The sequence below is a fragment of the Candidatus Stoquefichus massiliensis AP9 genome (assembly GCF_000455285.1).
Lineage (GTDB): Bacteria > Bacillota_I > Bacilli_A > Erysipelotrichales > Coprobacillaceae > Stoquefichus > Stoquefichus massiliensis.
Genome location: NZ_HG005298.1, coordinates 14949 through 22942, shown reverse-complemented (window position 1 = coordinate 22942; position 7994 = coordinate 14949). Strand labels below are relative to the sequence as shown.

The following is a 7994-nucleotide window of genomic DNA, read 5'->3' as shown; positions in this document are numbered from 1 at the left end:
CAACAACATTACCAGCTCCTACTTTTACTGTATCACCATAATGTTCTCTTATCCAGTCAATTGTTAATTTTTGCCATTCACTGAATCCCTCACTTGAATCAATACATAAAACATCAGCACCAGCTTCAACTAATGCTGGAACACGCTGTGCATAATCTCTTGTATTAATTCCAGCTCCAACAACATATCTTTTTGAATCATCTAATAATTCATTTGGATTCGATTTTCTTGATTCATAATCTTTTCTAAAAACAAAATATTCTAACTTTTGATTTTCATCAATAATTGGTAATGCATTTAATTTGTTATCCCATATAATATCGTTTGCTTCTTTTAAAGAAACACCACTTGTTGCAGTAATTAATTTATCAAATGGTGTCATAAATTCAGACACTTGAGTATCTAATTCCATACGTGATACACGATAGTCTCTTCCTGTAACAATTCCAACTAATTTTCCATTTGCTGTTCCATCTTCAGTCACTGCCATTGTTGAATGTCCTGTTTTTTCTTTTAAAGCAATAACATCTTTTAATGTTTGATAAGGTGCAATATTAGAATCACTAGGTACAAATCCAGCTTTATATGCCTTTACTTTTCTGACCATTTCTGCTTGCGATTCAACACTTTGAGATCCATAAATAAATGAAACTCCACCTTCTCTTGCTAAAGCAACTGCCATTGTATCATTTGATACAGATTGCATAATTGCAGAAACAAGTGGAATATTTAATGATATTGCTGGCTCATCACCTTTCTTAAATTTTACCAAAGGTGTTTTTAAACTTACATTCTTAGGTTGACACTCCGTACTTGAGTATCCTGGTACTAATAAATATTCATTAAATGTATGTGATGGTTCATCAAAAAAATATGCCATGTTTTCTCTCCTTCATCTGTTTTGTATTCTATTTTATTGAAAAATTATATAGATTTTTGTCGTTTTCGTCAACCTTTTTCTTTAATTGTTGATTAATATCAGTTTGAATTTCTATAAGTAATGCATTGACTTCCTCTTTAAGAGTTAAATAATTGTAAATCACAGGATTTTCATGAAAAATTTTTTTCTTTTTTTCATATGTATTAATCAATGATTGACAATCCTGATGTGTGTGTTTACATTGAACAATTTCTTGTTGCAACTGTTTTAATTCTTTCTCCCATTGTAAGTATTGAGGATGCTTAGAAACTTCTTTTTCATAATACTGATATTCTTTTACAACATCGTGATTTAAAATCCATTGATTTAATGCTTTCGCTTTTATTTCAATTGCCTTATTCAATTTCTTCACCTTTTAATGCCCATGTTTTGGCTTCAATAATTCTAACTGGTACAATGCGACCAATATGTTCCTTATTTCCTTTGAAATTAACCAGTTTTTGATGAGCTGTATAACCCGTTAGCATATCATCATCTTTTTTAGAAACACCTTCAACCAATACTTCAACAATTTGATGAAGATACTTTTGATTTTGCATATGGGCTTTTTCATTAACCAGATCATTCAAACGATACAAACGTTGTTCTTTGGTATGAATATCTATGTCATCTTCCATTGCAGCAGCTGGCGTTCCATCACGTGGAGAATAAATAAATGTATATGCCAAATCATATTCACAGTGTTCATATAAACTCAAAGTATCTTCAAACTGTTCATCAGTTTCACCTGGAAAGCCAACAATAATATCTGTTGTAATTGTACAATCAGGAATTCTCTTTTTAATACGATCAAATAAATCTAAATATTGTTCACGACTATAACGTCTTCCCATACGTTTTAAAACTTCACTATTTCCCGACTGAACAGGCAAATGAATAGCTGGCATAATATTGCCATATTGAGCGATTGTGTCAATCATGTCATCTGTAAAATCCCATGGATGACTTGTTGTAAAACGTATACGCGGAATACCTGTTTTTGCAACATCTTCTAGCAAAGATGCAAAGTTATAATTATTGTCAAAGTCTTTTCCATATGAATTAACATTCTGTCCTAATAATGTAATTTCCTGATACCCTTCATTTTTCAAAGAAACAACCTCTTCAAGAATTTCTTTTGATAAACGTGATCTTTCTTTACCGCGAGTATATGGCACAATACAATATGTACAAAATTTATTACAGCCATACATTATATTCACCCATGCTTTATATGGATGAACACGGTGACTTGGTAAATTTTCAATGACATCACCTTCTTTAGACCACACTTCTAATACCATTTCTTTTTCTAACATTGCCTGTTTTAATAAAATAGGTAATCTATGAATATTATGTGTACCAAAAATCATATCTACCTGATGATGTTTTTCTAAAATTCGTTTAATCACAACTTCTTCTTGAGCCATACACCCACAAATACCAAAAATAATATTTGGATTTGTTCTTTTTAATTTCTTTAAATAGCCAATTTTACCAAAAACCTTTTCCTCAGCATTTTCTCTGATTGCACAAGTATTTAATAAAACAACTTGAGCATCTTTAATTTCATCAGTTGCATCATATCCTAATGTTTCTAAAATACCTGCTAAGGTCTCACTATCACGTTCATTTGCCTGACAACCATATGTTTGAATAAAATACTTCTGACCTTTTCCAATTCCAATCATATCTGTAGGCACTTCATAAGCATCATCAATATGATGAACTTTATCTTTACCTCTATGCTTTGCATCTTTTAAAGATGGACCTGTAAAATATTTACTATAATCTTTCATAATTTCACCACTTTCTGCCTTATTATATCAAATATTATAAAATAGGAAAGAAAAAAATAAGGACATTGTCCTTATTTTTTATTTTTTAACCAAAGAATCCATCAGGCTGAATTGAGAAGTATAAAACTGCACCATCTGGAGTTTTTTTGAAAAGTCCTTTGCAGTAAGAAGCAGCTTCATCAGGTGACAATTCTGTTTCACATTCAATCTCAGCTTTAATTCCTGTTTTCTTTACAAATGTACATTTCACTTTATCATCTTCATACCCATCAAAAAAATTGATAAGTTTTTGAACTTGTGCAGTTGACATTAATAATTTGCATTTTGCCATAATATTTCCTCCTTGTTGTTCTTATTCTATTATACCCACTTTTCCATAAAAAAGAAAGTCTTTTTATTTCATTTCTACATTTAATCTTAGCGATGTAATCACCTGATCATCAATCGTCAAATCATAAAAAGAAGGTATACAATAAATCTCATACCCACCTGGAGCAATGTAGCCTCTTGCAATGGCAATAGCTTTCATTGCCTGATTCAAAGCTGCTGCTCCAATTACCTGAATCTGAACATTTTGATTTTCACGTAGCAGACTTGTTAATGCTCCAGCTACTTTACTTGGTTTCGATGATGAAGATACTCTAATCATTTCCATAAAAATTCCTCCTTGCCACACTATATGAACAAAGAGGATAAGATATACCTAAAAATGATGATCTGGATCTATACAAATTCTTTGAATATCTGTACATTTGTTCTTTTCATCAAAAGTTAATAATGTGGCACGTAACTGTCCAACACTCTCTGCCACCTGAAAAGGTGTCATAATACCCATTTTCATCCTCTTAATAATTGCATCTTTATCACAGCCAATAACACTCTCATAAGGCCCTGTCATCCCTACATCACTTTGATAAGCTGTTCCTTTGGGTAAAATTTTTTCATCGGCAGTTGTCACATGTGTATGTGTTCCAAGAACCGCTGACACTTGACCATCCAAATAATAACCAAGAGCTATTTTTTCACTTGTTGCTTCCGCATGAAAGTCAACAATATGTATATCACTTGTATCTTCCTTTAAGACATCATCAATCGCTTCAAACGGATTTTGAGCTTTGCCATCCATAAAAGTAATACCTAATAAATTCGTTACACGAATACGCTTACCCTGAATTGTCATTTCTCGACTACCAACTCCCGGTAATGCTTGTGGTTGATTATAAGGAACAACTAAACGGTCAGCCTCATCTATATAATCAAACAATTCTTTTTTCGCAAATGTATGATTTCCCATCGTCATTAATGAAATTCCCTGAAAAACAAATTCTTCATAATGTCTTTTATTTAGTCCTTTACCATGAGTTGCATTTTCAACATTCGCAATAACAACATCTATATTATATTTTTGTTTTAACTTTGGCAAATATATATCAATCATTTCTCTACCAATTGATGCAAAAACATCACCTATAAAAAGAATCTTCATCTCTCTTCTCCTTTAAAAAAAGATAGGTTCCCCTATCTTTATTTTGCAATTTCATTCGCACGAACTTCGCGAATCACTGTCACCTTAATATGCCCCGGATAAGTCAATTCATTTTCAATCTTATCTCTAATGTTACGAGCTAACTGATGACTTGCCAAATCATCAACTTTATCAGGTTTAACAATCACACGAACTTCACGTCCTGCCTGAATCGCAAAGACTTTATCAACACCTTCAAAACTCTTAGATATTTCTTCTAATTTTTCTAATCTTTGAATATAGTTTTCTATTGTCTCGCTACGGCTACCAGGTCTGGCTGCTGACAATGTGTCTGCAGCTGCAACAATAATAGAAATAACACTCGTTGCCTCCACATCACCATGATGTGATTCAATAGCATTAATAACAGTTGCATTTTCACCATATTTCTTAGCAAACTTAGCACCTAATTCAACATGACTTCCTTCCATTTCATGATCTACAGCTTTTCCTAAATCATGTAGCAAGCCAGCACGTCGTGCCAATTGCTGATTTAACCCTAATTCAGCAGCCATCATACCCGCAAAATGAGCAACTTCTAATGAATGCTGTAAAGCATTTTGTCCATAACTTGTACGATATTTTAATTTTCCTAACATCATAACAATTTCTTTATTAACACGTGATAACCCCAACTCAAAAATTGCATCTTCACCTGTTTTTTGAATCACTTCGTTTAATTCATTTTTTGTTTTTTGTACAACCTCTTCAATACGTCCTGGTTGAATTCTTCCATCACGAATTAAAGTTTCTAACGATAATCTGGCAATCTCTCTTCGAACTGGATCAAAACAAGAAATTGTAATTGCTTCTGGTGTATCATCAATGATCAATTCAACACCTGTTGCATTTTCAATAGCTTTGATATTTCTTCCTTCTCTTCCAATAATACGTCCCTTCATCTCTTCACTTGGTAAAGCAACAACGTTCACTGTACGTTCAATTGTTTCTTCTTGTGAATAACGATTAATAGCCGCTGCTATAATATCTTTTGCGTAAAGAGAGGCTTTCGATTTTGCTTCATCTTCCTGTTCCTTGATATAAGCAGTCACTTCAGTTGCCATTTTCTGTTCAACCTGCTTAAAGAGTTCAACTTTTGCTTCATTCGCACTCATTGCAGCAATTTTTTCTAATTCCACAATTTTTGCATCAATTTGTTCCTTTAATTGTGCCTCCAATTTACCTAGTTCTTCACTTTTTTTCTCTAATTGCTTAGCCTTGTCATCCAAAACATCTTCTTTGCCTTGTAAAGCAATATCTCTACGATCGATATTTTGTTCTCTCTGCAATAGTTTATTTTCAAATTTAGTAACTTCTAAGCGTTGTTCCTTGATGTCTTTTTCAGCTTCAAGTTTATATTCATAAGCTTGTGTCTTTGCATCAAGAATAGCTTCCTTTACTATATTATCAGCTTTGGCAGTGGCTTCTTCTACAATTTTTGTTGCATCAACATTTGCTTTTGATACTTTTATTTTTGTTAAAATAAAATACAATAAAAATCCTAAACCAACTGCTAGAACATAGGTTAAAATAGTGATAGGCATACCTACATCTGGCATAATCTTCCTCCTATTTCCTATGATAAATTTCATGAAGTGCATTTCACGCACAAATTTATTATACCGTATTTTTGTGAAATTGACAATAAAATATCGAAATAATGGAATGGCTTCCAATATTCCGATAAAAATTATTAAGTTCTATTCATGAATAGAACTTAATAAACTACGCCGAAAACTCGTTTCAATATCTTGAATATACCGTTTTTGAATATCTAACTCTGTCGATTCATTAGCAATCCCTTCCAAACAAATACCAGTAATTCCATATTTATAAAACTTTATAATAAATTTTTTGCGTTCTTCACTAATTTTCATATCAGAAAAATGAACTTCAATATATTTTTGCAGAATACTTTCAATCACTTGTCCTAAAAAATATTCTAATGTTTCTCTATTCATTGATTGATATAAATGATAAATAGCTGTTTTATTCAAAAAAACAAATGAAAAACCAATTTCAAAACATTCAATCCATGTCAAATCATTATCTAAAGTCTCCTCAACCTTTTGACATTCCTGTTGCAGTAAACATTCCAATAACATATAAATATCCTGAAAATGATAATAAAAAGTATTACGATTCACTCCACAATCATCAACAATATCCTGTACTGTAATCTTATCAAAAGGTTTCTCATTTAATAGTTTAGAAAACGAAGCCATCAATGCTTTCTTTGTAAAATTTGCCATGTTTTTTCCTCCAACAACTCATGATGAAACCCCAAAACAAAAGCCTCCTTATGAGGCTTTTTCTTCTTCAATTGGATCATGAGCAAAAATAATTTCCTTTAATTTATTTTCTACTTCTTCCATTACTTCAGGGTGTTCGGCCATAAATATTTTAACATTTTCTCGACCTTGTCCAATCTTCTCACCCTGATATGCATACCAAGCACCTGATTTATCAATAATATTATTTTCAACAGCAAGATCAATAATCTCCCCATCTCTGGCAATTCCTTTTCCATAAATAATATCAACTGAAGTTGTCTTAAATGGTGGTGCAACTTTATTTTTTACAACCTTGATATTGACTTTATTTCCAACAATATCAGAACCATTCTTAATTGCTTCACTACGTCTAATTTCAATACGTACAGATGAATAGAACTTTAAAGCACGACCACCAGTTGTTGTTTCAGGATTTCCATACATCACACCAATTTTCTCTCTTAATTGATTGATAAAAATAATTGTACATGATGTTTTATTCATAAGACCAGATAAACGACGCATTGCTTTTGACATCATTCTCGCTTGTAAGCCAACTGAATTATCACTGATTTCCCCGTCTAATTCAACTTGTGGTACAAGCGCTGCGACAGAGTCAACAACAACCAAATCAATAGCATCACTCTTCACCAAAGTCTCTGCAATAGCCAATCCTTGTTCACCACTATCAGGTTGAGATAAAATCAATTCATCAACATTAACTCCTAAATTTCTTGCATAAACCGGATCAATTGCATGCTCAGCATCAATAAAGGCAGCACGACCACCTTGTTTTTGAACCTCTGCAATAGCATGTAAAGTTAAAGTTGTTTTTCCACTTGACTCAGGACCATATATCTCAATAATACGTCCCTTAGGATACCCTCCTATTCCTAAAGCGGCATCTAGCGTCAATGACCCTGTCGGAATAACATCAATATCAACAGCCACACGCTCTCCTAATTTCATAACTGATCCTTTACCAAATTGTTTTTCAATTTGACTAATTGCATCAGCCAATGCTTTTTCCTTTTTTTCAGTAGGATTTTCTGTTTTTTTTGCTTTTTTTTCTGCCATAATTTTTCCCTCCTTACTTCATATATACGCATTTATTTTTGATTTTTCTTCAAAATATTTAAAATTTTTTCAATTCCTAACAAAATAGCCTGTTTTTTGATATCTTCACGACCTCCAGATAGTTCAAAACAAAATGTATGAATCTTTTCTTGAAATGCAATACCAATATAAACCAACCCAACAGGTTTACCTTCCATTGCTGTAGGACCAGCATTTCCAGTAAAAGAAATGCAAAGGTCACTATCAAACATTCTCTGTCCTTGTATTGCCATCAAACCAGCCACTTCATTAGAAACAACCCCAAATTGATGAATCACTTTTTCATCAATTTTTAAGACATCTCTTTTTACTCTTGTTTGATAACTTACCAAACTCCCACGATAAACTGCTGAAATTCCACT

The 7994-nt window shown here is 32.5% G+C and carries 10 protein-coding genes; all 10 read right to left on the bottom strand.

Going from position 1 to position 7994, the window contains the following annotated elements; all coding sequences use genetic code 11:
* Positions 1–880 (bottom strand): IMP dehydrogenase (locus tag BN350_RS19710; RefSeq protein WP_044600445.1); only part of this gene is annotated, 880 nt, incomplete at its 3' end.
* Between the two features lie 28 nt (positions 881–908).
* Positions 909–1292 (bottom strand): YlbF/YmcA family competence regulator, encoded by a 384-nt coding sequence (locus BN350_RS19705; RefSeq protein WP_049945610.1) that lies wholly within the window; start codon positions 1290–1292, stop codon positions 909–911.
* Positions 1276–2718, bottom strand: a complete 1443-nt coding sequence (gene miaB, locus BN350_RS17155) for a tRNA (N6-isopentenyl adenosine(37)-C2)-methylthiotransferase MiaB (RefSeq protein ID WP_028044694.1) — start codon at positions 2716–2718, stop codon at positions 1276–1278. The genes BN350_RS19705 and miaB overlap by 17 nt, the downstream gene beginning before the upstream one ends.
* Positions 2719–2803: 85 nt before the next feature.
* Positions 2804–3049 (bottom strand): hypothetical protein, encoded by a 246-nt coding sequence (locus BN350_RS17150; protein WP_028044693.1) that lies wholly within the window; start codon positions 3047–3049, stop codon positions 2804–2806.
* Positions 3050–3112: 63 nt separating this feature from the next.
* Positions 3113–3373 (bottom strand): stage V sporulation protein S, encoded by a 261-nt coding sequence (locus tag BN350_RS17145; protein WP_028044692.1) that lies wholly within the window; start codon positions 3371–3373, stop codon positions 3113–3115.
* A gap of 48 nt (positions 3374–3421) precedes the next feature.
* Entirely contained in the window at positions 3422–4204 is a 783-nt protein-coding gene (locus BN350_RS17140) for a TIGR00282 family metallophosphoesterase (RefSeq protein WP_028044691.1), read from the bottom strand.
* Positions 4205–4242: 38 nt separating this feature from the next.
* Positions 4243–5802 (bottom strand): ribonuclease Y, encoded by a 1560-nt coding sequence (rny, locus tag BN350_RS17135; protein WP_028044690.1) that lies wholly within the window; start codon positions 5800–5802, stop codon positions 4243–4245.
* Positions 5803–5943: 141 nt separating this feature from the next.
* Complete coding sequence (locus BN350_RS17130) at positions 5944–6495, bottom strand: TetR/AcrR family transcriptional regulator C-terminal domain-containing protein (protein WP_028044689.1); 552 nt, start codon at positions 6493–6495, stop codon at positions 5944–5946.
* 48 nt (positions 6496–6543) lie between these two features.
* A complete protein-coding gene (gene recA, locus BN350_RS17125; RefSeq protein WP_028044688.1) occupies positions 6544–7593 on the bottom strand; it encodes a recombinase RecA in 1050 nt (349 codons plus the stop codon).
* Positions 7594–7625: 32 nt separating this feature from the next.
* The coding region (locus tag BN350_RS19700; protein ID WP_044600443.1) for a CinA family protein at positions 7626–7994 on the bottom strand (369 nt) is incomplete at its 5' end.